Annotated in this window: 20 protein-coding genes, 2 pseudogenes and 1 riboswitch; of the genes and pseudogenes, 8 read left to right on the plus strand and 14 right to left on the minus strand. The window is 66.7% G+C overall.

What is annotated here, in order from left to right; translation table 11 throughout:
- Positions 1-35: 35 nt before the first annotated feature.
- The gene (locus tag IEW15_RS05160) at positions 36-980 is read right to left on the minus strand and encodes a helix-turn-helix transcriptional regulator (RefSeq protein ID WP_188575607.1); all 945 of its coding nucleotides are present in this window, start codon (positions 978-980) and stop codon (positions 36-38) included.
- Positions 981-1,213: 233 nt separating this feature from the next.
- Between IEW15_RS05160 and IEW15_RS05165 the strand changes: the two genes are divergently transcribed.
- Complete coding sequence (locus IEW15_RS05165; protein ID WP_188575609.1) at positions 1,214-3,157, plus strand: TonB-dependent siderophore receptor; 1,944 nt, start codon at positions 1,214-1,216, stop codon at positions 3,155-3,157.
- A gap of 294 nt (positions 3,158-3,451) precedes the next feature.
- Positions 3,452-3,700, plus strand: a complete 249-nt coding sequence (locus IEW15_RS05175) for a DUF2218 domain-containing protein (RefSeq protein WP_188575611.1) — start codon at positions 3,452-3,454, stop codon at positions 3,698-3,700.
- Between the two features lie 20 nt (positions 3,701-3,720).
- On the opposite strand, the gene alkB is transcribed toward IEW15_RS05175, so the two are convergent.
- The 7 genes from alkB to IEW15_RS05210 form a co-directional block, all read right to left on the minus strand.
- On the minus strand, positions 3,721-4,401 hold the full coding sequence (gene alkB, locus IEW15_RS05180; RefSeq protein WP_188575613.1) for a DNA oxidative demethylase AlkB: 681 nt from the start codon (positions 4,399-4,401) through the stop codon (positions 3,721-3,723).
- A 16-nt stretch (positions 4,402-4,417) separates the two neighbouring features.
- Positions 4,418-5,191: a 2OG-Fe(II) oxygenase gene (locus IEW15_RS05185; RefSeq protein ID WP_229707835.1), complete on the minus strand. Its 774-nt coding sequence runs from the start codon at positions 5,189-5,191 to the stop codon at positions 4,418-4,420.
- 107 nt (positions 5,192-5,298) lie between these two features.
- Positions 5,299-6,720, minus strand: a complete 1,422-nt coding sequence (pyk, locus tag IEW15_RS05190) for a pyruvate kinase (protein ID WP_188575614.1) — start codon at positions 6,718-6,720, stop codon at positions 5,299-5,301.
- Positions 6,721-6,771: 51 nt separating this feature from the next.
- A complete protein-coding gene (locus IEW15_RS05195; RefSeq protein ID WP_188575616.1) occupies positions 6,772-7,803 on the minus strand; it encodes a cation diffusion facilitator family transporter in 1,032 nt (343 codons plus the stop codon).
- Between the two features lie 15 nt (positions 7,804-7,818).
- Positions 7,819-10,329: a membrane-bound PQQ-dependent dehydrogenase, glucose/quinate/shikimate family gene (locus IEW15_RS05200; RefSeq protein WP_229707836.1), complete on the minus strand. Its 2,511-nt coding sequence runs from the start codon at positions 10,327-10,329 to the stop codon at positions 7,819-7,821.
- Positions 10,330-10,502: 173 nt separating this feature from the next.
- On the minus strand, positions 10,503-12,176 hold the full coding sequence (ilvD, locus tag IEW15_RS05205) for a dihydroxy-acid dehydratase (protein ID WP_188575619.1): 1,674 nt from the start codon (positions 12,174-12,176) through the stop codon (positions 10,503-10,505).
- Between the two features lie 124 nt (positions 12,177-12,300).
- Entirely contained in the window at positions 12,301-13,284 is a 984-nt protein-coding gene (locus tag IEW15_RS05210) for a zinc-dependent alcohol dehydrogenase family protein (protein WP_188575621.1), read from the minus strand.
- Positions 13,285-13,458: 174 nt separating this feature from the next.
- Between IEW15_RS05210 and IEW15_RS05215 the strand changes: the two genes are divergently transcribed.
- Together IEW15_RS05215 and IEW15_RS05220 are read left to right on the plus strand one after the other, a co-directional pair.
- Positions 13,459-14,763, plus strand: coding sequence for a DUF763 domain-containing protein (locus IEW15_RS05215; RefSeq protein ID WP_188575623.1), 1,305 nt, complete (start codon positions 13,459-13,461; stop codon positions 14,761-14,763).
- Positions 14,756-15,463, plus strand: a complete 708-nt coding sequence (locus tag IEW15_RS05220; protein ID WP_188575625.1) for a glutathione S-transferase N-terminal domain-containing protein — start codon at positions 14,756-14,758, stop codon at positions 15,461-15,463. Before IEW15_RS05215 ends, IEW15_RS05220 begins: the two co-directional genes overlap by 8 nt.
- Here the strand turns inward: IEW15_RS05220 and IEW15_RS05225 are convergent.
- The gene (locus IEW15_RS05225) at positions 15,378-16,361 is read right to left on the minus strand and encodes an NAD(P)/FAD-dependent oxidoreductase (RefSeq protein ID WP_188575627.1); all 984 of its coding nucleotides are present in this window, start codon (positions 16,359-16,361) and stop codon (positions 15,378-15,380) included. The two genes, IEW15_RS05220 and IEW15_RS05225, sit on opposite strands and share 86 nt — an antisense overlap.
- 162 nt (positions 16,362-16,523) lie before the next feature.
- Here IEW15_RS05225 and IEW15_RS05230 point away from each other — a divergent pair, with 162 nt between their 5' ends.
- Positions 16,524-16,991, plus strand: coding sequence for an Rrf2 family transcriptional regulator (locus IEW15_RS05230; RefSeq protein ID WP_188575629.1), 468 nt, complete (start codon positions 16,524-16,526; stop codon positions 16,989-16,991).
- A gap of 18 nt (positions 16,992-17,009) precedes the next feature.
- On the opposite strand, the gene IEW15_RS05235 is transcribed toward IEW15_RS05230, so the two are convergent.
- Both IEW15_RS05235 and IEW15_RS05240 read right to left on the minus strand, forming a co-directional pair.
- Positions 17,010-17,933 carry an NADP-dependent oxidoreductase gene (locus IEW15_RS05235; protein ID WP_188575631.1) on the minus strand — a complete coding sequence of 308 codons (924 nt, stop codon included), beginning with the start codon at positions 17,931-17,933 and terminating at the stop codon, positions 17,010-17,012.
- Positions 17,930-18,406, minus strand: coding sequence for an ester cyclase (locus tag IEW15_RS05240; protein ID WP_229707837.1), 477 nt, complete (start codon positions 18,404-18,406; stop codon positions 17,930-17,932). Before IEW15_RS05240 ends, IEW15_RS05235 begins: the two co-directional genes overlap by 4 nt.
- 108 nt (positions 18,407-18,514) lie before the next feature.
- Between IEW15_RS05240 and IEW15_RS05245 the strand changes: the two genes are divergently transcribed.
- Positions 18,515-19,444: a LysR family transcriptional regulator gene (locus IEW15_RS05245; protein WP_188575634.1), complete on the plus strand. Its 930-nt coding sequence runs from the start codon at positions 18,515-18,517 to the stop codon at positions 19,442-19,444.
- A gap of 8 nt (positions 19,445-19,452) precedes the next feature.
- Here IEW15_RS05245 and metA read toward each other — a convergent pair whose 3' ends face one another.
- Positions 19,453-20,373: a homoserine O-acetyltransferase MetA gene (gene metA, locus IEW15_RS05250; protein WP_188575636.1), complete on the minus strand. Its 921-nt coding sequence runs from the start codon at positions 20,371-20,373 to the stop codon at positions 19,453-19,455.
- Positions 20,374-20,416: 43 nt separating this feature from the next.
- A riboswitch (SAM-I-IV-variant riboswitch) is annotated at positions 20,417-20,531 on the minus strand.
- A 223-nt stretch (positions 20,532-20,754) separates the two neighbouring features.
- On the opposite strand from metA, the gene IEW15_RS05255 reads away from it, so the two are divergent.
- Positions 20,755-23,235 (plus strand): membrane-bound PQQ-dependent dehydrogenase, glucose/quinate/shikimate family, encoded by a 2,481-nt coding sequence (locus IEW15_RS05255; protein WP_188575638.1) that lies wholly within the window; start codon positions 20,755-20,757, stop codon positions 23,233-23,235.
- A 500-nt stretch (positions 23,236-23,735) separates the two neighbouring features.
- Positions 23,736-24,920, plus strand: a complete 1,185-nt coding sequence (locus IEW15_RS05260) for a thiolase family protein (protein ID WP_188575640.1) — start codon at positions 23,736-23,738, stop codon at positions 24,918-24,920.
- 207 nt (positions 24,921-25,127) lie between these two features.
- Here the strand turns inward: IEW15_RS05260 and IEW15_RS26550 are convergent.
- Both IEW15_RS26550 and IEW15_RS26555 read right to left on the minus strand, forming a co-directional pair.
- Positions 25,128-25,220, minus strand: a pseudogene (locus IEW15_RS26550) (oxidoreductase); the annotation flags it as partial.
- Positions 25,221-25,312: 92 nt separating this feature from the next.
- A pseudogene (locus IEW15_RS26555) lies at positions 25,313-25,528 on the minus strand (DUF1857 domain-containing protein); the annotation flags it as partial.
- Positions 25,529-25,634: the final 106 nt, after the last annotated feature.

The following is a 25,634-nucleotide window of genomic DNA, read 5'->3' on the forward strand; positions in this document are numbered from 1 at the left end:
GCCGCGGCCCCGCCGCCGTCAAGTGCCGAGGCACATCAGCCGCCGCGTGCGACCCGCCCGGGTGTGATGCCGAAGCGGCGCCGGAAGGCGGTGGTGAAATTGCCGACATCGCCATAGCCGGCATGAAACGCGGCCTCGGCGATGCTGCTATGGCCCGACGCAATGGCATCGCGCGCATGATCGAGCCGCCGGCCGCGCAGCCAGCCGGCGATCGACTGGCCATGGGCCGCGCGGAACAGTCGCTGCATGGCGCTGACGCTGACCCCGCAATCCGCCGCCACCGCCGTCAGAGAAGGCGCAATGCCATCGCGTTCCAGGGCATCGCACAAGGTTTCCAGCCGCTCGCGCAGCCGGGCGGCCCGGCGCAGATCGGCCGGTCGCAAACCGCCCGGCCCCGGGACATCGCCGCCCGCAGCATCGCCGCCGGCATCGGCGTCATGATCTGCGACCGCGGCCAGCACCGCCGCCGCGGTCTCCAGGCTTCTGGCCTCGGCGATCAGGTGACTGAAAGGATCGCCCGGCGGTTCGGCGGCGATCAGCCCGGCCGTCAGCGCCACCAGCCGCGGCGACGGTGTCCAGCGCAGGGCTGCCAGATGACGGCCGCAGAACCGGCCGGCCGGGGCTTCGGCGGCGATCCCTGCCGCCTCCAGCCAGCCCCGCTCAAGACGCAGGGTCAGCTTACGGACATGGGCGCCGGCGTGAAACTGCCGCAACAGGCGGTCGGGCTCGGCCAGAGACACCGCAAAAGCTGCCGCCCGGCCCGGCCCGGCCCGGCAGATCTGGCGCCGGCCGCCGAAGCTCGCCTCCACCAGCCCGTCCAGCACGATCACGGCGGTGATCGATGGCGCGATCTCGCGGTCATGCACCCGGTCGTCGCATTCGATGCCATCGGTGGTGTGGACCATCAGCCCCGGACGTGGATGGGCGACGGTCAGCGCACCGGCCAGCGCCGCACTCTCCAGAGGCTCCGGTGCCCGCATGATGATTCGCTCCCGGTGTCAATTTCGCAATTGCGACTTATTCTCAATCATTAACCACAGAGAGGCAAGCCTGGCCTGCATGTTTGCCCGGACATGCGGGCGCAGGCTGACGCATTCGCACAAAACTGAGCGCGTCCCGCACAAGCCATCGATCTGGCGATACCAGCCGGCAACATTGTAATTGATACGCAGTCGCAACATTCTGCGTCAACCCTGTCATCCGGAGGCCCGTCATGCGCCAATCCTGCCCGCTGCTGTTCCTGTCGCTTGGCGTGCCGATCGCCACGGCCACGGCGGCGCTGATGACCGGCATGGCGCGCGCCGATGAGGCCGAGCCCCTGCCCTCGCTCCAGATCGAGGAGCGCCGCACCGATCCGGCCGATCCCGGCCGCACCGAGGGCAGCACCAGCTATGGCACCGACCGGATCAGCGTCGGCGGCAAATCGGTGCGTGAGATCCGCGAGGTGCCGCGCAGTGTGACGGTGATGACCCGCGCGCGGCTCGACGACCAGAACCTGACCCAGCTTGAAGACGTGGCCCGGCGCACCCCCGGCTTTCTGGCGCTGAGCAACGATCCCGGCCGGTCGAGCATTTTCTCGCACGGGTTCGAGTTCGACAATGCCCTGGTCGATGGCCTGCCGGCGCCGCTGTCGAGCATCTATGGCACCCAGCCGGATCTTGCGATCTTCGACCGGGTGGAACTGCTGCGCGGCCCCACCGGCCTGTTCGGCGGCACCGGCGAGCCCGGCGGCACGGTGAACCTGATCCGCAAACGCCCGACCGAAACCTTCGGCGCGCGCGGCACTCTGGAAGCCGGATCCTGGAACAATTATCGCGGTGTTGCCGATGTCAGCGGCCCCATCACCGGCGATGGCCGGGTGGTCGGCGCCTATCAGGACCGCGAGAGCTTCACCGACACCACCGATACCCAGGTCGGCGTCGGTTATGCCGCGATCGATGCCGACATCACCGAAGACACCATGCTGTCGCTGGGGGTGTGGCGCCAGGAACGCGAGGGCACGCCGTTCAACGGCCTGCCGGTTTCCACCACCGGCGAATTCCTCGATATCAGCCGCTCAACCTTCGTCGGCGCCGATTGGAACCGGTTCGAGAACAGCTCGAACGAAGCCATCGCCAGCCTGACCCACAATTTCGACGATGGCGGGCGGGCCGAGGTTTCGGGCCGGGTGACCGATCGCAATGTCGACCTGAAATATGCCTATGGCTCGACGGCCGTCGATCCCGCCATCGGCACCACCAACATCATCGCCATCCAGCGCGCCTATGAGGAGCGGAGCTACGCCCTCGACGCCCATTACAGCCAACCCTTCGAGGCGCTGGGCGGGCGCCACGAGATCCTGATCGGTGCCGACTGGCGCCGCTATGTCCAGTCGCTGGATAGCGGTACAGCCCGCGGGCTCGGCATGGTGAATGTCTACAGCCCGTCTTCCGACATCGCCGAACCCGACATCGCCATGACCGAGCGGACCCGGGTCGAGCCGGAACAATATGGCCTGTACAGCCGGTTGACCCTGCGGCCGGTTCAGGATGTGACGGTGCTGCTGGGCGGCCGGCTGTCGTGGTACGAGAGCACCGCCACCGACCGCAACACCGGTGTCACCAGCACGGTCGATGCCGATGCCGAATTCACCCCCGACGTCGGGCTGGTCTATGACCTGACCGATGATATCGCGCTGTATGCCAGCTATGCCGGCATCTTCCAGCCCCAGACCCAGCTCGACGAGGCCGGCAACCCGATCGAGGCGCGCAGCGGCGAGCAATACGAACTGGGCGTCAAGGCGGCGCTGGGCAATAGCGGCCTGATCGCCACTCTGGCGGCCTTCCAACTGCGCGACAGCAACCGCGCGATGGCGATCAGCGGCAGCACCCGCTATGCCGCCGGCGCCGAGGTGGAGGTGCGCGGCATCGAAGCCGAGGTCTCCGGCACCATTCTGCCGGGCTGGGAGGTTCAGGGCGGCTATACCTTCACCCGCACCAAATATCTGAAGGCGGCGACCAGCACGTCGGGCACCACCTTCAGCACCTATACCCCCAAGCATGTCGTCCATGCCTTCACCCGCTATACGCTTCAGAACAGAACGGCCCGATGGCGGGGGTTCATGTCGGCGGCGGGGTGCGCTGGCTCAGTAGCTTCTACAACATGGCGGGCGCGCTGAAGATCGAGGAGGGGACGGTTATGTCGTCACCGATCTTCAGGCCGGCTGGGGCTTCGCGCCCGGCTATGACCTGACCCTGTCGGTCAACAACGTCTTCGACGAGACCTATTACGACCGGGTCGGCGGCGCCGGGTTGTTCAATTATTACGGCGCGCCGCGCAACGCCATGCTGTCGCTGAAGGCCAGCTTCTGACCCCGCGCGGCCCGTTGAACGAGCCGCCCCCGACATCTCCGAGGACAGCCAGCCCATGCCCCGTTCCGAGGCGCGCATCGCCACCACCCTCGGCCAGCGCTATGACCCTGCTCTGCCGGCATTTCCGCCACAAGGTGCCAGCGGAGGTGACCGGCGACACCGCCCGCGCTGATTTTCCCTGGGGCGCCAGGGCCGAGATGCGGGTCGCGGCCGACCGGCTCGACATCATCTGCACGGCACCCGCCCTGCCGGAACTGGCCCGCACACAGGACGTGATCGCCATCCATCTGGCCCGCTTCGCCTTCCGCGACCGGCCGGAGATCGTCTGGCAGACGCTGGACGAGGCCTGAGCCCGCATCGCCTTTCGGGTTCAGACGGCCTTGCGAAAGGTGAGATTGATCCGGCGGGCGCCCAGCAGCGGATGGGTGCCCGCCTTCAGCGTCCGCACGCCGTGATAGGCCAGTCGCCAGGCCCCGCCCCAGACCGCGACATCGCCATGGATCAGCGGCACCGGCATCTGGCGGTCGGTGCGCTTCAGCCCGCCGAACAGGAAGATCGCGGGCAGACCCAGCGATACCGACACGATCGGCGCGGTGAAATCCCCTTCGTCGCGATCCTGATGCAGACTGAGCTTCGCGCCCGGCTCATACAGATTGATCAGACAGGCATCGGGGACAAAATCCGCGAAGCCCGCCGCATCAGCCGCCTGCCGCGCCAGACGGCTGAACAGCTCCGGCATCGCCGGCCAGGGCCGGCCGGTCTGCGGATCGCGCGGATCATAGCGGTAGCCGCCGCGATCGCTGACCCAGCCCAGTCTGCCGCAATTGGTCATCGCCACCGACATGGTATAGCCGCCGGGGGTGACCAGATGCCGGAACGGCGCGCCGGCGGTGATGGCATCGACGGCGGCCAGCAACGCCCGATCCTGCGGCGTGGCCAGCCCGCGCAGCACGGTAAGCCCTGGCACAGCCACCGGTGGCACCGAAAGCGCCGGTGCTCCCCGGTCATCGAACAGGTCCGGCAGCAGGCCGGTCTGGCGGGTGATGGTCATGACAGACAGACAAACCCTATTGCGCGTCATGAAAGATGATGCCGAGCGTATGGCGCCGACCGGCACGCACCCGGCTGACACCGTGGCGCATGGTCACCCGGTAATCGCCGCGGGTGCCGCGCACCGGCCGTTGATTGACCGCGAACACCACCGCATCCCCCTGCCCCAGCGGCACCACCTCGGCGCGCGACTGCATGCGCGGCCGTTGTTCGGTCAGCACGAATTCGCCGCCGCTGAAATCGGCATCGCCGGCCGCCACCACCGCCTCGGCGCCCGGCCGCTGCAGCAGCACCGCCAGTTGAAGCGGAAAGGCCAGCGCGCCATACAGATCCTGATGCAGACAGTTATAGTCGCCGGGCCCGTATTCCAGCAGCAGCGGCGTCGGCCGGGTCTGCCCGGCCGCATGGCAGCGCGCCAGGAAGCTGGCATGATCATCGGGATAGCGAACGTCGAGCCCCATCCGTGCCGCCCAGCCATTGGCGATGGCGGCCAGATGCGGATAGATCTGACCGCGCAGCGCCGCCACCAGATCGGGCAGCGGCCGCGCGAAGTATTTATACGCGCCCTGTCCGAACCCATGACGCGCCATCACCACATGGCTGCGAAAGCGGCTGTCATCAGGGTAGAGACCGCTGATCGCCGCGCAGTCATTCGGCATCAGAAGACCGGGCAGGATCGCCGATCCCTGACGGTCGAGGGCTGTGGCGACGGCCGCCCAGTCGATGCGGCCTGTCCGCCCGGCAATGGCATCGGCGGCAGTGGGCATTGCTGTCTCCAAGGTGGTGGTCATCGGCGCCGGCATCTCCACGGCTGAAGGGCAGACCGGCATCATGGCGCCGATCACCGGCCGGCGCTTCCCGTGACCGGTCGCCAAAGTCACGGCAGGCGGCCCGTCGCTCAGCGTCCGTCGATCTGCACCACCCGCAGATTGTTGGTGGTGCCGGCCTGGGCGAAGGGAATGCCCGCCACCACCAGAATCTCGGCGGGTGGTGCCGCGAAATCCTCGGCGACGGCGATGGCGGTGGCGCGGCTGACCATGTCCTCGTAAGTGTGGATGTCTTCGGACCGGATGGCGTGCACGCCCCAGACCAGACACAGCCGGCGCGACACCGCTTGGTCGGGCGTGATCGCCAGGATCTGCATGGCCGGACGCTTGCGGGCGATGCGGGCGGCGGTGGTGCCGCTAGAGGTGAAGGCCACGATCACCGGCGCCCCGATCGCCGCCGCCAGATCGGCGGCGGCGGAGGCGATCGCATGGGGCGCGGTCCGTTCCTCGCCCGGACCGGACGCGTCGATGATCGCGCGGTAATATTTGTGCTGCTCGGTGCGGCGGATGATCCGGTCCATCATCTCGACCGCCTCCACCGGATAGTCTCCGGCCGCGGATTCAGCCGACAGCATCACCGCATCGGCGCCGTCATAAATCGCGGTGGCGACATCCGATGCCTCGGCGCGGGTTGGCGTGGGGGCATGGACCATGGAATCGAGCATCTGGGTGGCCACGATCACCGGCTTTGCCGCCATCCGGCAGGCGCGCACGATTTCCTTCTGCCGGCCGGGCACCTCTTCATGGGGAATTTCGACCCCCAGATCGCCCCGCGCCACCATCACCGCATCGGCCAGCCGGACGATGTCGTCCAGATGATCCAGGGCCGAGGGTTTCTCGACCTTGGCGACCAGCCCGGCCTGACCCTTGATCAATCCATGCGCCTCGATCAGATCGCCCGGCTTCTGCACGAAGGACAGCGCCACCCAGTCGACGCCAAGCGCCAGCCCGAAGGCCAGATCGGCCCGGTCCTTGGGCGTCAGCGGCGACAGGTCGAGCACGGTGCCGGGCAGATTGACCCCCTTGCGGTTGGAGATCACCCCGCCGGTGATCACCTCGGCGGCGATCCGCTGATCGTCGACCCCGGTCACGCGCAGATCGACCCGGCCATCATCGATCAGCAGATGATGGCCGGGCATCACGGCCGCGAAGATTTCGGGATGGGGCAGCGGAATTGCCCCGGCATCGCCGTCGGTCCCCTCGGGCACGAAGCTGACCGCCTGCCCGGCGGTGACCGTGATCCGTCCGTCGCGGATGGTGCCGACACGGATCTTGGGGCCCTGAAGATCCTGAAGAATGCCGATCGGCCGGCCGGCTTCCGCCTCCAGCGTCCGGATCGACGCATGAACCCGGGCATGGTCGTCATGGCTGCCATGGCTGAAATTCAGCCGGAAGGTATCGACGCCCGCCAGGAACAGGACCTTCAGCATGGCCGGATCGGCACTGGCCGGGCCGATGGTGGCGACGATCTTGGCACGGCGATATCGGCGCATCGCATCATCCGGCCGGGGGGCCGGCTCCCTGCATGACGGTTGAGCAGTCGTTCAGTCTACGCCTGCCGGCTCATATCCTCCATCGCGACCCGCCTTTTCCGTGCCGCCGGCCGACGATATCTGCCGCCGCCAGGCATCGGGCATCTGCGGTTTCACAAACAGGGCCCGGATTTCAGGGTGGCTACGGTACAGATGCCGTTCAAGCCGCTCGATACAGGCCTCGATATCGGGCGTCGAGACGTGATCCTCGAACTCAGCGCTCAATGCCACCATCACCTGATCGGGCGCCAGATGGACGGTGATCACGCCATTGGCGCGGCGGATCGCCGGATCGCCATTGGCCACCGCCAGCACCGCGGCCTGAAGCGCCGGGGACGCACGCTCGCCGATCAGCAGGCCCATGCTTTCGCGCGCCAGCAGGGTCGCCGTCACCGCCAGGACCAGAGCAATACCGATCGAGGCGACACCGTCCAGCGCCGGCATGTCCAGCAGGTCGGCGGCAAGAATGCCGATGAAGGCGATGCCGATGCCGAGCAGGGCGGCGCTGTCTTCCAGCAGAACCGTGAAACTGGTCGGGTCCTTGCTGGCGCGCACCGCCTCAAGATAGCCGAGCCCGCCCTTGCGGCGCCGGAACTCGACCAGCGCCACCCACCAGGAATAGCCCTCGAACACCGCCGAGGCCGCCAGCACGATATAGCTGACCGTGAGGTTGGTGGCGGGTTCGGGGTTCAGGACATGGCTGACGCCCTCATAGAACGACACCCCGGCCCCCAGCGCGAAGACCAGAACCGCGACCACGAAGCTCCAGAAATAAAGCTCGCGGCCATGGCCCATGGGATGTACGGCGTCCGGCGGCAGGGTCGAGCGCCGGATGCCATGCAGCAGCAGGATTTCATTGCTGGTGTCGACCAGCGAATGCACACCTTCGCTGAGCATCGCCGAACTGCCGGTGTACCAGGCGGCGGCAAACTTGGTGATCGCGATCAGCAGGTTGCCGGCAAGGGCCGTATAGATCGTGCGCTTCGATCCGGCCTTTGCCGACCCCGCCCCCGGCGTCGCGGATTGCCCTGAACCGGCAGCCATGGCGTCAACACCCCCTCATTGCGCGGGCAGCGCATAGGCGATCAGCTCATCGCCGATCGGGGTTTCCATGAAGTGATGGCCACCGGCCATAATCACCAGATATTGCCGGCCACCCGCCTCATAGGTCATCGGTGTCGCCTGACCGCCGGCCGGCAGCGTGTCCTGCCAGACGGTTTCGCCGGTCTCCATGTCGATGGCCCGGATCAGGTTGTCGGTGGCGGCGGCGATGAAGATCAGCCCGCCGGCGGTGACCACCGATCCGCCATTATTGGGCGTGCCGATGGTGACCGGCAGCATCGACGGAATGCCGAACGGCCCATTGGTGCGCGCCTCGCCCAAGGGCCGGTCCCACAGGGTCTGCCCGGTGTCCATGTCGATGGCGCGGATCCCGCCATAGGGCGGCTCCTTGCACAGCAGCAGGGTGACCGGCAGGCGCCAGCCGGCATTGACGTTGATGGCATAGGGCGTGCCGGCCTGCGGATCGCCGGCGCCTTCCTGGCCGCCGATCTCGCCGCGGCTTTCCGATCGCGGCGCCCAGCCCAGTTCGTCGGCCCGTTCACGCGGGACCAGGATGTTGTGGTTGGGCATATCGTTATAGTTGGCGATGATCACACGCCGCAGCGGGTCGACCGCGACCCCGCCCCAGTCCGAGCCGCCGTTATAGCCCGGATATTCGATCCAGTGCTGATCCGTGGTCGGCGGGGTATAGAAGCCCTTATAGCTGGCCTGACGGAACTGGATGCGGCAGATCATCTGGTCGATCGGCGACATGCCCCACATCCGCGCCTCGGTCAGATCGGATTTGCGCAGGGTGTGGAACAGCGATGCCGGCTGGGTCGGCGACCGTTCGTCGGGCTCCACACCGCCCTGCGGGACGGGGCGTTCCTCGACCCCGGTCAGCGGTTCGCCGGTGCGGCGGTTCAGAATATAGATGTCGCCCTGCTTGCTGGGCAGGATCAGGGCCGGCACCGGGCCGTCGGCGGTGGGATAATCGACCAGCGTCGCCTGCGACCCCAGATCGTAATCCCACACATCCTTGTGCACGGTCTGGAACGACCAGGCCGGGCGGCCAGTGTTGACGTCGATTGCCACCAGCGATGTCGAATACTGGTTCTCGGCCTCGCTGCGATCGCTGCTCCAGTAATCGACCGCCGAATTGCCCATCGGCAGATAGACCAGCCCCAGTTCCTCGTCGCCCGATGCCGTGGTCCACATATTGGGGGTGCCGCGGGTATATGCCTCACCCTCGGGCAGCGGCAGGGTCAGATCGGGACGGGTCATGTCCCAGGCCCAGCGCTGCTCGCCGGTGATGGCGTCATAACCCTGGATGACGCCCGATGGCGCGCTCCGCTTCTGGCCGTCCAGAACCTGATGGCCGGTGACGATCACGCCCTGGACGATGACCGGCGGCGAAGTGATCGACACCATGCCGGGCACCACATCGCCCATGCCTTCCTTGATGTCGACTTGTCCGTTCGTGCCGAAGCCGGCGCAGGGCGTGCCGGTCTCGGAATCGACCGCGATGATCCGGCCATCCAGCGTGCCCTCGATGATGCGGGTCGCGCACCCGGTGGCGGCTTCGGTGGCGGCTTCGGTGGCGCCGCCGGGTGCCGCCTCGCCGGGCGCCGCGGGCGGAGCCGGCGCGTCGGCACCCTCGAAATAGCTCACGCCACGGCAGGCGGCGGTATAGGGAATGTACTTGTCCTCGACCCCCGGATCATGGCGCCAGCGTTCCTCGCCGGTCGCCGCATCCAGCGCGATCAGGATGTTCTTGGCCGAGCACAGATACAACGTGTCGCCAATCTTCAGCGGCGTGGTCTCGGCACCATAGCTGTCTTTCGCCTCTTCGCTCGGCAGGTCGCCGGTATGGTACAGCCACGCCCGCTGCAACTGCCCGACATTCCGGGGCGTGATCTGCGACAGTGGCGAATACCGCCTGGAGCTGTAGGTGCCGCCATAGGCCGGCCAGTCGGCCCCCGTCTCGCGGATCGACGGGTCGGGCATGGAGCCGGCGTCGGCGCGCGGCACCGCCGCCATCTGTCGATCGGGCGCCGCCTGGATCGAGATCACGGTCACGACCACCGCCAGCACGGCCAGACCGACCACCCCACCCAGCGCGCCGCCCCAGCCGATCCGCCCCGGACGCAGCAGCGGCAGCACGGCCGCCACCAGCATCATCAGCACCAGCGGCCCGACCAGCCGTGGCACCAGCGCCCAGCCATTGGCGATGCCGACCTCCCAGAACGCCCAGATCACGGTGGCCGCGAACACCACCGCATAGACCAGGGCGCCGGACATACGCCCCCGCGCCAGCAGCACGCCGGCCACGATCAACCCCAGCCCCGCCAGGACGTAATAGGCCGATCCGCCCAGGCTGAGCAGCCACGTGCCGCCGCCCGCAAGCACCAGACCAATGAGAAAGATGACCAGGGCCAGAGCCCTGACCACCCAGACACCGGCCCCGGAAGGTCGGCCACCGTCTTCGCGCCGTTCCGGGTTCGCGGACATGTCGCGTCTGTCGGCCATGGCATCCTCTCCTCGGCAATTGGGCAAGCTGTCGGTCGCCCGCCGGGGCGGGCTGTGCCCCATGCGTGCGCCATGGCGGCCGCTGTGCCGCGGCCGCCATGGGTGACATGTCCCCAACGCCCGGATGCGCCGGCCGTTCCCGTGGAATTCGCAAAGGATTAGATGCCGTGCGATCAGTCGGTGACGGCGCCCTCGCTCGCCGAGCGTGCCAGACGGGCGAATTTCGCCAGCACGCCGCGGGTATAGCGTGGGGGCGGCTGGCGCCAGGCCTGACGGCGGCTCTCGATTTCCTCGGCGTCCACCTCCAGCTCCAACAACTGACGGTGGGCATCGATGGTGATGGTATCGCCTTCGCGCACCAGGGCGATGGTGCCGCCGTCAAAGGCTTCGGGCGTCACATGCCCGACCACCATGCCCCAGGTGCCGCCCGAGAACCGGCCATCGGTGATCAGCCCGACGCTCTCGCCCAGCCCGCGGCCGATGATTGCCGATGTCGGCGCCAGCATCTCGGGCATGCCCGGGCCGCCCCTGGGGCCCAGATAGCGCAACACCAGCACGTCGCCCGGCCGGATGCGGTCGGACAGGATCGCCTCCATGGCCGATGCCTCGTCGTCGAATACCCGCGCCGGGCCTGAGATCACCGGATTCTTCAGGCCGCTGATCTTGGCGACGGCACCACCGGTCGCGAGGTTGCCCTTCAGGATCGCCAGATGACCCTCGCCATACAGCGCCTGATCGATCGGGCGGATGACGGTCTGGCCCGCCGGCGGCGCGTCGGGCACGCCTGCAAGCTCCTCCCCCAGTGTGCGGCCGGTGATGGTCAGGCAGTCGCCATGGATCAGCCCGGCATTCAGCAGGATCTTCAGCACCTGCGGCACGCCGCCCACCTGATGCAGATCCACCGCCATATACTGGCCCGACGGCCTGAGGTCGCAGATCACCGGCACCTTGCGGCGCACCCGCTCGAAATCATCCAGGGTCCATTCCACCTCGGCCGCATGGGCGATCGCCAGATAGTGCAGCACGCCGTTGGTGGATCCGCCGGTGGCCATGATCAGGGCCACCGCATTCTCAATCGACTGCCGGGTGATGATGTCGCGCGGCCGGATGCCGGCCTTCACCGCCTCCACAAGCACCCGCGCCGAGGCGGCGGCGTTGTCGGCGGTTTCAGGGTCGGGATTGGCCATGGTCGACGACGACATCAGCGACATGCCCAGCGCCTCGAACGACGAACTCATCGTATTGGCGGTGTACATGCCTCCGCAGGAGCCGGTGGACGGGCAGGCATTGCGCTCGATGCCCTCGAAATCCTCATCGTCCATGCGGCCGGCCATGCGCGCGCCGACCGCCTCGAACGCCGAGACGATCGACAGATCCTTTCCCTTCCAACGCCCGGGCTTGATGGTGCCGCCATAGACATAGATGCCGGGCACATTGGCGCGGGCCAGCGCGATCATGCCGCCGGGCATGTTCTTGTCGCAGCCGCCGACGACCAGAATGCCGTCCATCCACTGGCCCTGAACGCAGGTTTCGATGCAGTCGGCAATCACCTCACGCGAGATCAGCGAATACTTCATGCCCTCGGTGCCCATGGCCATGCCGTCGGAAATCGTCGGCGTGCCGAAGACCTGCGGATTGCCACCCGCCGCCCTCACCGCCGCGATCGCGGCATCGGCCAGCGGTTGCAGCCCGGCATTGCAGGGGGTGATGGTGGAATGACCGTTGGCGATGCCGATCATCGGCTTGTCGAAGTCTTCGGTCTGATAGCCCAGCGCATAATACATCGCCCGGTTCGGCGACCGCGCGATGCCGCCGGTGATGTGCTTTGACCGTTCATTATATGGCATATCGATCCTCCCCACTGCCGCGGACCCTTGGCGGGTCTTGGGCTTGTGGGGACAGTGTTTCCTGTTTTCCGGCCGGTGAGAAGGCCTCGCCGCCGGATCGGCCGGAAGAGCGGGCCAGGGCGGGTCAGGGCACCAGCACCGCCGCGCCCTGGAACCGCCCATGGCGCAGATCGTCGAGCGCGCGGTTGGCGTCGGCCAGCGGATACACCGTCACCGCCACGCGCAGGCCCACCTTCGGTGCCACCGCCATGAATGCGGTCGCGTCGGCCCGGGTCAGATTGGCGACCGACACCAGCCGGCGTTCGCCCCATAGCAGCCGATAGGGAAAGGCCGGAATGTCGCTCATATGGATGCCGCCGCAGATCACGATGCCGCCCTTCACCACCGCCGCCAACGCCGCCGGCACCAGCGCGCCCACCGGCGCGAAGATGATGGCCGCATCCAGCAACGCGGGCGGCGCCATGTCGGAACCTCCGGCCCAGACCGCGCCCAGCGACCGGGCATGATCCTGTGCCGCGTGATCGCCGGGGCTGGTGAAGGCATAGACCTCGCGCCCCTGCCAGCGGCAGACCTGGGCGATGATATGGGCGGCGGCGCCGAAGCCGTAGAGACCGATACGCCGCGCATCACCCGCCATCGACAGCGCCCGCCAGCCGATCAGCCCAGCGCACATCAAGGGGGCGGTCGTCATCGGGTCGCGGGGTCCGTCGAGCGGCACGGTGAAGGCGGCATCGGCCACGACATGGGTCGCGAAGCCGCCATCGCGGGTATAGCCGGTGAAGACCGGATGGTCGCACAGATTCTCGGCCCCGGTCTCGCAGAACCGGCAGCATCCGCAGGTATGGCCAAGCCAGGGCACCCCCACCCGCCGTCCCAGCCGTGACGGGTCGACATCCGCGCCCACGGCGGTGACCATGCCGACGATTTCATGGCCCGGCACCACCGGCCGCAGCAGATCGGGCAGGTCGCCATCCACCACATGCAGATCGGTGCGGCAGACTGCGCAGGCCTCCACCCGCACCACCACCTCGGCCGCACCCGGCTGCGGATCGGGCCGGTCTTCCAGGACAAGAGCCTGGCCTGGGCCATGCAGAACCATCGCTTTCATCGGATCTCCCTCGCCTGATGCGGCAGCGATGGTCGCACGGCCTGGTGCCGCGCAGCTTGACACCGATCAAGTCGCCCGCGAATTACGCCGCCGTCATCGCTGCCGGTCATGGCCCGGGCGTGGTCGATATGATAAAATCGTTCGATATCTGTTCCTGGAGAGGCGTAAAAAATCGTGGCGAAACGGGCCGGACGTGCCGATCTGCCCTTGCATAATGGCCGGGTGCCGGGCTGGCTGGCCCAGCGCATGGCGCGCCTCGGCGCCGTGGTCGCCGAGGCGATCATTCATCACTATGGCCGCGACGAATTCCTGCGCCGCATGGCCCATCCCTTCTGGTTCCAGTCTTTCGGCGCGGTAATGGGAATGGACTGGCATTCCTCGGGCATCACCACCTCGGTGATGGGCGCGCTGAAACGCGGGCTGGGCGACCAGGGGGCGGCGCTGGGCATTCATGTCTGCGGTGGGCGCGGCAGCCATTCGCGACGCACGCCTCAGGAATTGCTGGCGGTTGGCGACAGGACGGGCCTGGACGGTGCGGCGCTGGCACGGGCCAGCCGGCTGGTCGCCAAGGTCGACAGCGCCGCCGTGCAGGACGGCTTCGACCTCTATCTTCATGGCTTCATCGTCAGCGATGACGGGTGCTGGGTGGTGGTGCAGCAGGGGATGAATGGCGACAGCCGCATGGCCCGCCGCTATCACTGGCTGTCGGAAGATCTGACCAGCTTCGTCGAGGCCCCCCATGCGGCGATCGACGGCCAGACCCAGGGCCGGATCATCAACCTGACCGACCATCGCGCCGCCGCCTCGCGGCATGGCCAACTGGATCTGCTTCACGATCTGGGGCCCGACGGCATCCTGCGCGAGATGGCGGCGATCGACCGTGCGGCCGTGCCGGCCGTGGCGACGGCTGCCCCACCCTGCCCCGACCAGCCGATGCTGCCGCATCTGGTGATGCCGGCGCGTCACGACGTCCGCCCGGAAGACGTGGTCAGCCGGCGCCTGCATGGCGCGCTTGCCGCCGCCGCCAGCAATGGTCCGGCGGATTTCGCCGAACTGCTGCTGGTGCCGGGCGTGGGTGCCCGCACGGTGCGGTCACTGGCGCTGGTGGCCGAGGTGGTTCATGGTGCCCCTTGCCGTTTCACCGATCCGGCCCGGTTCTCATTGGCCCATGGCGGCAAGGATGGCGCACCTTTTCCGGTGCCGCTCACCGTTTACGATCAGACGATCACGGTGCTGAAGGCGGCGGTTTCAACCGCGCGGCTCGGCAATGACGAGCGGCTCGATGCCATCCGGCGCCTCGACGAACAGGCGCGGCGGCTGGAACGGCATGCAACCGGACCCTCGGTCGACGCCTTCATAGCCGAAGAGCGCCGCCGCTCCGCCAGCTATGGCGGGCGCACCGTCTTCGGCCGGTCCGCCGTAACCGACGCCCAGGCAGAGCATGACCCGACACCGCAGCAGGAGCCCATCCATGGCTGATCTTTCATCCTTCCCGATCACCACCCGCTGGCCCGCACAACACCCGGACCGCATTCAGCTCTATTCGTTGCCCACGCCAAACGGCGTGAAGGTCTCGATCATGCTGGAAGAAACCGGCCTCGCCTATGAACCGCATCTGATCGATATCGGCCAGAACGAGACCTGGACGCCACCCTTTCTGTCGTTGAACCCCAATGGCAAGATTCCGGCGATCATCGATCCGGACGGCCCCGGCGGCGCGCCGCTTGGTCTATTTGAATCTGGCGCAATCCTGCTTTATCTGGCGGAAAAGACCGGCCGGTTCCTGCCGGCCGACCCGGCGGCACGCTGGCAGTGCGTGCAATGGGTGATGTTCCAGATGGCGGCGATCGGCCCGATCTTCGGCCAGCTTGGCTATTTCCACAAATTCGCCGGCCGCGAGATCGAAGACAAGCGGCCGCTTGTCCGATATCGCGACGAAAGCAAGCGTTTGCTGGCGGTTCTTGAAGCGCGGCTTGATGGCCGCGACTGGATCATGGGCGATGACTATACGATCGCCGATATCGCCACCCTGGGCTGGGTGCGCAATCTGATCGGCTTCTATAGCGCCGGTGATCTGGTCGATTATGCCAGCCTCACCCATGTGCCGGCGTGGCTGGCGCGCGGACTGGCGCGGCCGGCGGTGCAGCGGGGGATGGAGATCCCGAAACGGCCCGATTGATCGCCGCCGCAATCAGCGACTGATGGGCGCCGACACCGGCCATGACACCGGCGGCAGAGGCCAATGTGGCGTTGTGCATCGGCCCTGCCGCGTCGCCAGCGGCAAACACCCCGGCGATGCTGGTCTGCTTCCAGTCGTCGACGCGCAGATATGGCCCCATCGGCCCGTCCTCGACCGCGCAGCCCAGTTGTTCGGCCAGAGGACTGGCGATGCGGGTGTTTGGCGCGACGAACAGACCCGCAACCGGCAGAACCCGACCATCGACGAGTTCCACGGCCGCCAGCACCGGTGCCGGTCCGGTCAGCCGCGCGATCGGCGTGGTCTCGATGGTCACGCCGCGCGCGGCAAGCCCGGCCACCTGATCGGCATCGGGGGTGAAACCGTCATGGACCAGCAGCGTGGTCGGGCCCCAATCGGGCAGCATCATCGCCTGATGAACACCCCGCGCGTCATAGGCCAGCACCGCCAGATCGCGCCCCGCCACCTCATAGCCGTGGCAATAGGGGCAGTGCATCACGCCCACGCCCCAGCGCTCGGCCAGCCCCGGCACGGGCGGCAGATCGTCGGCGACGCCCACGGCCAGGATCAGCCGGCGGGTGGTCAACGCCTCGCCGGAGGCCAGCATGACATTGAAGCCGTCATCGGTTTTCCAGGCCGAGATCGCCTCGCCCCCGATCATCCGCGCGGTCGGATAGGCCAGCAGCTGACGGGCGCCCAGATCCATGATCGCCTGCGGGCTCTGACCATCCTGGCCCAGAAAGCCATGGGATGCGGCAGCGAAACGGTTGCGTGGGCGTCCAGCGTCGATCACCAGCACCCGGCGACGGGCACGTGCCAACTGCATGGCGGCGGACAAGCCGGCAAAACTGCCCCCGATAATGATCACGTCATGGTTCATGGCTGCGGGTCTCCGGTCATGCCTGAATATCACGCATCTTTATAAGTTACGTATATCGGCGACACAAGCCATCACGCCACTTTTCTGGTTACGATAGCGGTGCCCTGCTATCATCGCGGGACAGCCGAGCCAATCGACCGTGATGAAGGAGCACCCCACCCGATGCGCGCCGACAGCCGCCTGTCACGCATGCTGCATGTGCTGATCCACATGGATCGCCATGACGGCGTCGCGACATCCGAAACCATTGCCGGGATGCTGAACACCAACCCAGTGGTGGTGCGCCGGACCATGGCCGGCCTGCGCGACCAAGGCTATGTGCGGTCGGAAAAAGGCCATGGCGGCGGCTGGACCCTGGCTCGCCGGCTGGACGACATCACCCTGCTCGATGTCTATCGCGCGCTGGGCGATCCGCCGGTGTTCGCCATCGGGCCGTCGGTCGACCAGCCCGATTGTCTGGTGGAACAGGCGGTCAACGCCACGCTCGCCCAGGCGATGCAGGCGGCCGAAGCCGTCCTGCTCGACCGCCTGGGCCAGGTGAGCATCGCCGATATCGCGCGCGATTTCGACCGCCGCTTCAGCGCCCTGACCGGTGCGACGGCCGGACGGCTGGTGATGGAGCAAGGCTGATGGCGCCGGCTCTAGGTATCAGCCCATGGCAATGATAATCTTGCCCCGCGCCCTGCCCGATGCCTGATGACGCAGTGCCGCGGCCAGATCATCCAGGGCCACCACGCGATCGATTGGAACCGTCAGGCCCGCGGTCACGATGGCGTCGACCATGGCCTGAAGCCGCCGGCCGCTGGAGCGATGGAAGACGAAATCCGCCTCAACCCCATATGCGGCGGCCAGCGCCGGATCGGGCGCCTCCGAGATCGCAAGCAACCGGCCACCGGACCGCAGCACGCCGAATGACCGCCGCTGGGTCTCGCCGCCGATGGTGTCGAGCACGACATCGACCCCTGAGGCCACCGCGGCGAACTCGTCGGTGCGATAGTCGATAACCTGGTCGGCACCGAGCCGGCGGGCAATGTCGATGCCGGTTCCCGATGCCGTTGCGATCACCCGCGCGCCGGCCATGCGAGCGAACTGAATAGCAAAACCGCCGACGCCGCCCGCCCCCGCATGTACCAGAACCGTCTGGCCCGCGCGCAGAGCCGCCATCTCGATCAGGGCCTGCCATGCGGTGCCGGCGGCGGTGGGAATGCCGGCGGCATCGGTCAGCGACAGCCCTGCCGGCACGGGCACCAGATGATCGGCGGGTATCGCCGCAGAGCCGGCCATGGCGCCACCACGGGTGGGATCGCTGCGGCCGACAACATGATCACCGGGCCTGAACCGCTGCACCTGGTCGCCCACCCGTGTCACGACACCGGCCAGATCGGTGGCGATGGTGTGTGGAAGATCCACCGGAAACACCTCATGCATCCAGCCGGCATGCATCTTCACGTCCAGCGGGTTCAACGCCGCGGCCTTGACCTCGACCAGAACCTCGTCGGGGCCGATCGCGGGCTGTGCCACGCTCTCGACAATAACCTCGGCACCATAGGCATGGAATCGTGCCGCCTTCATGACCCGGCCTCCGTCGACACCACTGGCCAGGCGCCCACCTGCCCCAGCCAGCCGAACCAGTCCTCCAGATGCCAGGTATGGGTCAGCCGGCCATCGGCGATGGCATGAAATTCGTGGATCGCGATCTGGAACGATCGCCCGGTCGGCGCCACCCCGAACCAAGGGCCGGTATGGGTGCCGGTGATGACGGCCCGCACCGCCACGCGACCGGGCTGGCCGATCATGTCGAGTATAGTGATCTGCAGATCGCTGAAGGCGGCAGCGAACGCCAGGATCAGCGGTTTCATCCCCGCGCGGCCCGGCTGCTGGTGCGGTGCCAATGGGATGTCCTGCCAGTCGATGGCCACCGCCTGGTCCAGAAGATCCGGATTGCCGTCACTGAAGGCGCGATAGAGCAGCTCGACGACACGGCGGTCGTCGGCGCCCAGCCCCTGCGGGCCGGGCTGTTCCTGATGGTGTAGCGACATGGCCATGGGTCCGGTCGTCCTGAATGAGAGTTGATGTCAGCGTCACCCCCACAGGAATAGGCCCGGCTGCATCATCATTGAAATCGATAGAGAATATATGTGAACATCCACCGCATGGATCTTCATCGCATCGACCTCAACCTGCTCATCGCCTTCGACGCACTGATGACGGAACGCAGCGTCACCCGCGCCGGTACCCGGATCGGGCGCAGCCAGCCGGCCATGAGTGCGGCACTGGCGCGGTTGCGCGCGCTGATCGGGGATGACCTGTTCGTCCGGGCGCCGCACGGTCTGCAACCGACACCACGGGCGATCGATCTGGCCGAACCGCTGGCTCAGGCGCTGGCCCAGATAGACCGGGCATTGGGCGCTGACCGGACTTTCGATCCCGCGACCGCGACAACCGCGATCTCGCTGGGCATATCGGATCATCCGGGCCTTCTGATGCTGCCACGACTGCTGGACCGGCTGCGGCATGACGCACCGGGCATGGCCCTGCATGTCCGCGACATCGCGGCCCGAGACGATGCAATCGCGATGCTGGATGCCGGCACGGTCGATATCGCCGTTGGCGTTCCGCCCACCGCAACCGGCGGCGGTCGGATCCTGCACCAGCCGCTGTTCAGGGAACGCTTCGTCTGTGTGCTGCGGAAAGATCACCCGGCCGCACAGGCACCGCTGGATCTGACCGCTTTCCTCACGCTGTCGCATCTGCTGGTCTCGCCCGAAGGCGACCAGTTCGGGCAGGTGGACGCGGCTCTGGCGAGACGGGGTCTGAAACGGCACCTGGCCCTGACCCTGCCCCACATGTACGCGGCGCCGCTGCTGGTGGCGCGGTCGGACCTGATCGCGACCCTGATGGAAGGCGTGATCATGGCCTCGGGCCATGCCGATGCACTGGTGATGCTGCCACCGCCGCTGGATCTGCCGACCGTGCCGTTCGTCATGTCATGGCACCGTCGCAACGACACCCATCCCGGCCAGCACTGGCTGCGCGGCCGAATCGCCGCCCTTGGCGATGCCGGCCGCGACCATGGCGATTGACCGTGCCGTCAATCGGCGCCGATGGCCTCGATGTCGAATGGCGTGGTCTGGTAGATCTCGTTGATCCAGTTGCCGATCAGCAGATGGGCGTGGCTGCGCCAGCGGTTCTCCGGCTCCCGGGTCGGGTCGTCCTTGGGAAAGTAGTTCTTCGGCACCTGAATGGCATCGCCGGTCGCCACATCGCGCTGGTATTCCTCGGCAAGCGAGGTCCGGTCGTATTCAAGATGATTGAACATGTGCAGCGAGCGGTGCCGCGGATCGTCGAGCAGGCACAAGCCGGCGTCGTCACTGTCGGCCAGCACGGTGATGCCGGCATCCCGGGGCAGATCCTCGCGCCGGATCTCGGTCCAGCGTGATACGGGAATCGAGAAGTCGTCGGAAAAGCCGCGCAGATAGGGCGAGGCCGGCGCCAGATTGCGATGCCGGAAAACGCCAAAGGCCTTTTCCGGCAGGTCATGCTTGGGCACACCGTGGAAATGATGCACCGCCGCCTGCGCGCCCCAGCAGATATTGAAGCAGCGATGAACGTTCGTCTGGGTCCAATCGAACACGTCGCACAGCTCCCCCCAATAGGTGACCTCTTCAAAGGGCAGCCGTTCAATGGGGGCACCGGTGATGATGAAACCGTCGAAGCGCTCCGACCGGATATCGTCCCAGCTTCGATAGAATGAACTCATATGATCAACGGATGTATTGCGCGCGACATGGCTGCCGATGCGGATCAGCGACAATTCGACCTGCAGCGGCGTCGCGCCGATCAGACGCGCGATCTGGGTTTCCGTCCGGATCTTGTTGGGCATGAGATTGAGCAGCCCGACCCGCAACGGCCGGATATCCTGCCGTATGGCGTCGGTCTCACGCATGACCATCACGCCTTCGGCTTCAAGCGTGCTCCGGGCCGGCAGGTCATCGGGAATCTTGATCGGCATCGACGCGTTCATCCTCCGACGTAGTGCGGGGCTGGCGCCGTGGCGTGATCCGATTGATTGCCGGTTCGGCCACATCCTCCCCCATGAAACAGGCGGGAGTGCCACCTTGCCCGGTCGGCAGGTTGGCGTTGGGCGCGCCCCAACTCTTGATGTCGCGTCAGTTGTAGGGGAGATTTCCGGCCGTCTCAAGGGGCAAGTATGACCGCCTGCATGGCGCTGCATGCCCGGATGATCGCCACGGAGCGGAGGCATCGATCGGAAACAATTCGCCCGACGTGCTGTTGGGGGCGCAAGCCGGCCGTCATCGATGCCGACGGTCACTGGCGCCGGTCGTGTCACCCGGCCCGGCCGGATGCCGCAGTCCGAACCGGAGCGTTCATCATGCGAGACCTGCTTCATCCGCCCCGCCGGCCCGGCGGGATCGTGCTGATCACCGGCATCCTCGTCGGATTGATCGGCCTTGCGCTTGCGGTCCTTGGGGGCTGGCTGCTCTACCTGGGGGGTACGCCATATTATCTTGTCACCGGACTGCTGCTTGTGCTGAGCGGCACCGTGATGTCATCCGGCCACCCGGCCGGCGTATGGGTCTATGTGGCGGTGCTGATCGGCACAATCGCCTGGGCGATCTATGAGGCAGGCCTCGACGGCTGGGCGCTTCTGCCGCGACTTGTCGCGCCATTGGTGCTGGGCATCTGGATCTTGTCGCCGTGGGTGGCAGGCCGGCTCTTGAAGGCCCCCGGGCATGGGCAGATTGCCGGCCACAGCCAGGTCCGGGCGGTGTCGTGGGGCGGCATGCTTGCCTGTATGGTTCTGATCGGTCTCGTCTTCGCGGCGGGTTACCGGATCACCGACATGCGCTATGCCCGCACCGACGACACATCGGGCTGGACGGTCGGGGCACAGGCGCCCGCCGACCGCTTCATCGCCAGAGCGGACTGGCGATCCTATGGCGGCACCCATGCGAATGACCGGTTTTCGGCGCTCGACCAGATCACCCCCGACAATGTCGCCCGCCTTGAAAAGGTGTGGTCGTTCTCGACCGGCGACATGCCGAAGCCGGGCGAGAAAAAGCGCGGCCGCGAATTCAGCTTCGAGGCGACCCCGATCAAGGTGGATGATTCGCTGTATCTGTGCACACCGCACCGCGACGTGATCGCGCTCGACGCGACCACGGGCGAACGGCTCTGGCGCTTCCAGCCGGGCGGGGACATGTCGCACAACATCTATCAGGCCTGCCGCGGCGTCTCGTATTTCGAGGCGCCTGAGGGCACGCCCTGCCGGCAGCACATCGTCTCCACCGCCTCGGACCTTCCGCGTCTGTTCGCGCTCGACGCCACGACCGGCAAACCCTGCGAGACGTTCGGCGACGAAGGCATGGTCGATCTGCGCCAGAACATGGGGCCGGTGCCGCCCGGCTTCCATTTCATCACCTCGCCACCGATGGTGATGAACGGCAAGATCGTGTTGAGCGGCTGGGTCTATGACAATCAGACGGTCGGTGAACCATCCGGCGTGATCCGCGCCTTCGATGCCGTCGATGGGCATCTGGCATGGTCCTGGGATCTGGGGCGCAATCCACCGACCGACCCCCTCGGCCCAGACGAGGTGTATACGCGCGGAACCCCCAATGGCTGGGGCGTGTATTCGGCCGACCCGCAGCTCAATCTGATCTATATTCCGCTCGGTAACGCGACGCCCGACTATTATGGCGGCGGCCGGCGGCCGTTCGACGAGGCCTATTCCGGCGCGCTGGTGGCGCTCGACGCGACGACCGGCCGAGAGCGCTGGCATTTCCAGACCGTGCATCACGGCCTGTGGGACTTCGACCTTCCGATCGGGCCATCGCTGGTCGATCTTCCCGATGGCGATGGCGATGGCGATGGCGATGGCGGCACGATCCCTGCGCTGGTCCAGACCACCAAGCAAGGCGAGATCTTCGTGATCGACCGGCGCAGCGGTGAGCCGATCGCGCCGGCCGAGGAACGGCCGGTGCCGCAGGGCGATATCCCCGGCGAACGCTATTCGCCGACCCAGCCCTTCTCGGTCGACATGCCGTCGCTGAGAGCGCCGAAGCTTCAGGCGACAGACATGTGGGGCGCCACGCCGATCGACCAGTTGCTGTGCCGCATCACCTTTCACCACATGCGAGATGACGGGCTGTTCACGCCGCCCGGTCTGACACCCACCATCGGCTGGCCGGCGTTTGACGGTACCTCCGACTGGTACGGCCCGACCATCGATCCGGCGCGGAAGCTGATGTACATCAACACCACTTTCATGCCGTTCAAACTGAAGATGCTGCCCTATGAGAAAGGTTTCGCGAAAGATCTCTACCAGCCCTGGAGCGGCTGGGGAGAGCCATATCCGCAGCCGCCGTTCAGCAACAATCCGCAGCATGGCACGCCATTCGCAATCAAGGTCGACCCCTGGCTGAACGTGCTGGGCGTGCCCTGTGCCCGTCCGCCCTGGGGGCAGATGCAGGCGATCGACCTCGTGAGCCGCGAGATCGTGTGGAAACGGCCGTTCGGCACCACACGCGACATGGGCCCCTTCGGTCTGCGAATGCCTGTTGGTCTGCCGACTGGCGTATTCAGCATGGGCGGCAGTGCCGCGACCGCCAGCGGGCTCATTTTCATTGCCGCGACCACCGATCAATACATGCGCGCCCTCGATGCCCGCACCGGGCGAACCCTGTGGCAGGTCCATCTGCCGGCTGGCGGCAACGCCACGCCGCTGACTTACATAGGCGCGGACGGTCGGCAATATGTGGTCATCGCCGCCGGCGGGCATGGTGGCATCAGGTCTCGCAATGGCGACGAGGTCATCGCATTCGCTCTCCCACAGAGGGACGCGCAGGATTGACCGGCTGGGTCGGCCGCGCGGAACCGGCCGGCCCCGATGTGGCCTGTGGCCGTGATCCGGGCGACTCCGTGACCGACGGAACGAAGGCCTGCCCGATCAGGTCGTCCTTGGAGCTGAAATTCTTCGCCCGTGCCGTTGACATTTACATGATGATTATCATATTTATGATCTATGATGATGCCTGTCATGAATATGAGCCCCACCAGGGAAGGGCAATGCCATGACCGCCATCCCATTCATCACCGGCGCCTCTGCCGGTATCGCAACCGCTTCTCGCGAAGGATTTGCGCGCCGTGGACGCTGGTCGGCTTCGGTCGCCCGTTCATCGCCAATCCCGATCTGGCGGAGCGACCGCAAGCCGGCGGCCGCTCGCGGCATTCATCCCGGCGACGCTCTATGGTGCGGGTATCGCGGACTATGCGGACATTGCAGCCGCAACATCGCCTTCCATCATCTGAACGCTGCGCCATCGACGCCGACATCAAGGTCTGGAGAACATCATGAGCACGCGTCACATCATCCTTGGCCATCCGGTCCGCACGGCGATCAGCGCCTATAACGGCGCGCTCAAAGGCGTGCCGGCAACCGACCTCGGGGCCATGGTCGTGCAGGAAGCCCTTCGACGCGCAGGGCTTTCAGGCGATGACATCGGCACCGTGGTGATGGGCAATGTCATCCAGGCCGGCAATCGGATGAATCCGGCCCGCCAGGCAGCCATCGGCGGCGGGCTTCCGGTTTCCGTGCCTGCGCTGACCGTCAACCGCGTCTGCGGCTCGGGCGCGCAGGCCATCCTGTCCGCCGCGCTGGAAATTGCCGCCGGCGACAGTGATGCCGCCATTGCCGGCGGCATGGAGAACATGGACCGGGCGCCATATCTGATGGATGGCGGTCGCTGGGGCTACCGGATGGGGCCGGCCCAGATCTTCGACAGCATGTTGACCGACGGGCTCAACGACGCCTTCTCCGGTCAGCATTCCGGCTGGCACACCGAAGACCTCGTGACCAGGCTCCAGATCACGCGTGAGGCGCAGGACGCCTTCGCCGCGCGGTCGCAGCAGCGCTTCGCCGCCGCACGTGATGCCGGGCGGTTCGCAGACGAGATCGTCGCGGTCGAAATCAAGGGTCGCAAGGGCAAGGAGCAATTCGCGGTCGATGAAGCCCCCCGCCCGGATACCACCATCGAGACGCTCGCCCGGCTGAAGCCCGCCTTCCGTCCGGACGGCACCATCACCGCCGGCAACGCGCCCGGGCTGAACAGCGCCGCCGCGGCGATGATCGTCGCCGAGCGCGGTTTTGCCGAGGCGAAGGGCATCGAGCCCATGGCCCGCCTTGCCGGCTATGGCGTCGCCGCCGTCGAACCCGGCCTGTTCGGGCTGGGCCCGGTGCCGGCGGTGCGCAAGGCGTTGAGCCGGGCCGGCTGGACACTCGGCGATATCGAGCGCATCGAGATCAACGAAGCCTTCGCGGCCGTGCCCATCGCCGTCGCCCGCGAGCTTGGCTTGCCCGAGGATATCATCAATGTCGAAGGCGGTGCCGTCGCACATGGTCACCCGATCGGTGCCACCGGCGCAATCCTTACCACCCGGCTGCTTTACGCCATGAAGCGTGACGGCATCCGGCGAGGCATCGTCACCCTCTGCATCGGCGGCGGCCAAGGAATTGCTCTGGCGCTGGAAACGCTCTGACCGGCGGCGTGGCCGCGTCGGTGATGTGATCCTCGGGATCACCACCGACACGGCCCACCGACCACCATCGGCCCATGTGGCAGATGCGGATCGTACCGGCGCTCAGCCCCGCAGCGCCCGCATCAACGTCATCGCTGTTCGACAATAACGATCTCTTCCGAGACGAGTCTGACCACAGAGGACAGATCCCAAGACGTTGATGTGATCAGTGTTGCCGAGGTCGTGGAAGCGGTGCGCGAGCGCTTCCACGATCCCTGTGCCACCGCCGGTGATGAGGGTGGTGTTTCCTGTCGTCTTCAAAGGAAGGCCCGTGCCAGAGTGGCGGTTGAACGTGGCCGCTTGACCGGGGGCGAGCGTTTGCCCGCGCGCCTCGATGGCATCAGGGGGAAGGATCAGAGCCGACCCGCGGCAAGCAGTTCGCGGGTGCGCTTCAGCGTCGACAGCAGGGCGGATCTGTAGCCCTCCTCGCTGTCGAACTGCTGCTGCTCGGCCTGCTCCTCGGGTCCGTCGGGCGTCTTGCCGCGCAGGCCGATATAGCAATAGAACCGAAGGTGCAGCGCACCGGCGTCATCCTCGAACAGTTCGTTGATGATCGCGCCTTCGCGTGGGGGGATGTCCCGGTCATTGTTGAAAAAAGGGAGAGCGGCGTTGCTCGCCTTGAGCCGTTAGGCTCGGGGTGTCGAATCCTCAAAGGAAAGCAACGCCATGAAAAGG

Origin of the sequence: Tistrella bauzanensis (genome assembly GCF_014636235.1) — a bacterium.
GTDB lineage: Bacteria > Pseudomonadota > Alphaproteobacteria > Tistrellales > Tistrellaceae > Tistrella > Tistrella bauzanensis.

Excerpts from the sequence above, each read along its gene's own strand:
- IEW15_RS05160 (WP_188575607.1), bottom strand. The coding sequence starts at position 980 with ATGCGGGCACCGGAGCCTCTGGAGAGTGCGGCGCTGGCCGGTGCGCTG.
- IEW15_RS05165 (WP_188575609.1), top strand. The coding sequence starts at position 1,214 with ATGCGCCAATCCTGCCCGCTGCTGTTCCTGTCGCTTGGCGTGCCGATC.
- IEW15_RS05175 (WP_188575611.1), top strand. The coding sequence starts at position 3,452 with ATGACCCTGCTCTGCCGGCATTTCCGCCACAAGGTGCCAGCGGAGGTG.
- alkB (WP_188575613.1), bottom strand. The coding sequence starts at position 4,401 with ATGACCATCACCCGCCAGACCGGCCTGCTGCCGGACCTGTTCGATGAC.
- IEW15_RS05185 (WP_229707835.1), bottom strand. The coding sequence starts at position 5,191 with ATGACCACCACCTTGGAGACAGCAATGCCCACTGCCGCCGATGCCATT.
- pyk (WP_188575614.1), bottom strand. The coding sequence starts at position 6,720 with ATGCGCCGATATCGCCGTGCCAAGATCGTCGCCACCATCGGCCCGGCC.
- IEW15_RS05195 (WP_188575616.1), bottom strand. The coding sequence starts at position 7,803 with ATGGCTGCCGGTTCAGGGCAATCCGCGACGCCGGGGGCGGGGTCGGCA.
- IEW15_RS05200 (WP_229707836.1), bottom strand. The coding sequence starts at position 10,329 with ATGGCCGACAGACGCGACATGTCCGCGAACCCGGAACGGCGCGAAGAC.
- ilvD (WP_188575619.1), bottom strand. The coding sequence starts at position 12,176 with ATGCCATATAATGAACGGTCAAAGCACATCACCGGCGGCATCGCGCGG.
- IEW15_RS05210 (WP_188575621.1), bottom strand. The coding sequence starts at position 13,284 with ATGAAAGCGATGGTTCTGCATGGCCCAGGCCAGGCTCTTGTCCTGGAA.
- IEW15_RS05220 (WP_188575625.1), top strand. The coding sequence starts at position 14,756 with ATGGCTGATCTTTCATCCTTCCCGATCACCACCCGCTGGCCCGCACAA.
- IEW15_RS05225 (WP_188575627.1), bottom strand. The coding sequence starts at position 16,361 with ATGAACCATGACGTGATCATTATCGGGGGCAGTTTTGCCGGCTTGTCC.
- IEW15_RS05230 (WP_188575629.1), top strand. The coding sequence starts at position 16,524 with ATGCGCGCCGACAGCCGCCTGTCACGCATGCTGCATGTGCTGATCCAC.
- IEW15_RS05235 (WP_188575631.1), bottom strand. The coding sequence starts at position 17,933 with ATGAAGGCGGCACGATTCCATGCCTATGGTGCCGAGGTTATTGTCGAG.
- IEW15_RS05240 (WP_229707837.1), bottom strand. The coding sequence starts at position 18,406 with ATGGCCATGTCGCTACACCATCAGGAACAGCCCGGCCCGCAGGGGCTG.
- IEW15_RS05245 (WP_188575634.1), top strand. The coding sequence starts at position 18,515 with ATGGATCTTCATCGCATCGACCTCAACCTGCTCATCGCCTTCGACGCA.
- metA (WP_188575636.1), bottom strand. The coding sequence starts at position 20,373 with ATGCCGATCAAGATTCCCGATGACCTGCCGGCCCGGAGCACGCTTGAA.
- IEW15_RS05255 (WP_188575638.1), top strand. The coding sequence starts at position 20,755 with ATGCGAGACCTGCTTCATCCGCCCCGCCGGCCCGGCGGGATCGTGCTG.
- IEW15_RS05260 (WP_188575640.1), top strand. The coding sequence starts at position 23,736 with ATGAGCACGCGTCACATCATCCTTGGCCATCCGGTCCGCACGGCGATC.